The organism is Rhodococcus sp. NPDC078407, from assembly GCF_044542515.1.
GTDB lineage: Bacteria > Actinomycetota > Actinomycetes > Mycobacteriales > Mycobacteriaceae > Rhodococcoides.
Genome location: NZ_JBITUQ010000056.1, coordinates 1 through 1,424, shown reverse-complemented (window position 1 = coordinate 1,424; position 1,424 = coordinate 1). Strand labels below are relative to the sequence as shown.

Sequence of the window (1,424 nt, the reverse complement as noted above, 5' to 3'; positions counted from 1 at the left end):
TGCACTGGACCCCGCGGGTTGGACTGCTAATGCAAATCCTAGGCTGCGAGGGCCTGGGCTCGGTATCGCACCGGGCTCAGGCCGTCGAGGCGTAGCGAGATGCGGTCATTGTTGAACCAGTCGATGTAGTCCTCGATCGCGGTGTGCAAGGCGTCGAGGTTCGAGTATCGGACGTGATGAAACATCTCCTCTTTGAGGTGACCGAAGAAGTTCTCGATGATCGCATTGTCGTAACAGTTCGATTTGCGGGACATCGACTGGATCGCCCCAGCATCGGCCAGCAACCGCCGCCACGACGAGTGCTGATAGTGAAAACCCTGATCCGAGTGCACAATTGGGCACTCCTGTTCGCCGAGGGTAGCCAACGCGGCCCGCAGGGAACGGTTGGTGAACTCCGTCGTCGGGGACCGACCGATCGAATACGAGATGATCTGACGGTCGAACAAATCCATCACCGGCGACAGATACAACTTCGCCTCCCCGACCCGGAACTCTGTGACATCGGTGACCCACTTCTCGTTCGGGGCCGTAGCTGTGAACTGACGGTCGAGGATGTTCGCCGCGACCGCCCCGACCTGACCCTGATACGAGACATACCGTCGACGGCGCCGCACACGGCACGCCAACCCGAGCTCACGCATCACCGCGAGCACGGTCTTCTTCGCCACCCGCCACCCCGCGTCGACGAGAACTCGGTGCACGCGTCGATGCCCGTAGCGTCGATGATTGTTGTCGAACGCGCTGCTCACCGCCGCTTTCAACGCAGCCTTCGGGTCGGGCCTGCGTAACTGCGCCTGACGGTAGAAGAACGTCGACCGAGCCAAGCCGGCGACGTCGAGCAACACATCGAGACGGTACTGCGCCTTGAGGGCGATGACAGCGAGAACCTTCACCGTCGTCCCTGTTCCCTCAAGGCCCGCAATTTTCCCAGGTACGCCACCTGTGTCCGCAGCCGCTCGTTCTCCTCACGGAGGCGGTCGAGCTCACTGCCCCCATCGACATCTGCCGTCGACTGTTTCCGCGGTCGACCCGCACTCTTGGGACGCAATCCCTCGTCGCCGTCGCGGCGATACGCACGCACCCACGGTTCGATGATCTTTCCCGACGACAGGCCGTACTCACGCGCCAACTCGATCTTGCTCTCACCCGCCAGAAAGCGTTGCACCACAGCAAGTTTGAACTCGAACGAGAACTTCTTCCGGTCCGGTTTCTCCACCAACACGCTCCCGCCTCGAACCCGCCAACGGTCGTGAAGACTCCTCACCGCCCACGACCCGATATCCAACTGCGCAGCGACCGAGGACGACCCACGGCCCTCCTCGAACAACGCTACCGCCGCGACCCGCTGATCCTCGGTAAGCGAACTTCGTACACGCATACACACGCTCCCCAATAGTCGGAACTGAATTACTCAGTCCAACTTT

At 61.4% G+C, this 1,424-nt stretch carries 2 protein-coding genes; both read right to left on the bottom strand.

Features of this window, described 5'->3' with window-relative positions; translation table 11 throughout:
• Positions 1-38 precede the first annotated feature (38 nt).
• Positions 39-893 (bottom strand): IS3 family transposase, encoded by an 855-nt coding sequence (locus tag ACIGGF_RS25335; protein WP_397523785.1) that lies wholly within the window; start codon positions 891-893, stop codon positions 39-41.
• Positions 890-1,378 carry a transposase gene (locus ACIGGF_RS25330; RefSeq protein ID WP_397523784.1) on the bottom strand — a complete coding sequence of 163 codons (489 nt, stop codon included), beginning with the start codon at positions 1,376-1,378 and terminating at the stop codon, positions 890-892. The genes ACIGGF_RS25335 and ACIGGF_RS25330 overlap by 4 nt, the downstream gene beginning before the upstream one ends.
• Positions 1,379-1,424: the final 46 nt, after the last annotated feature.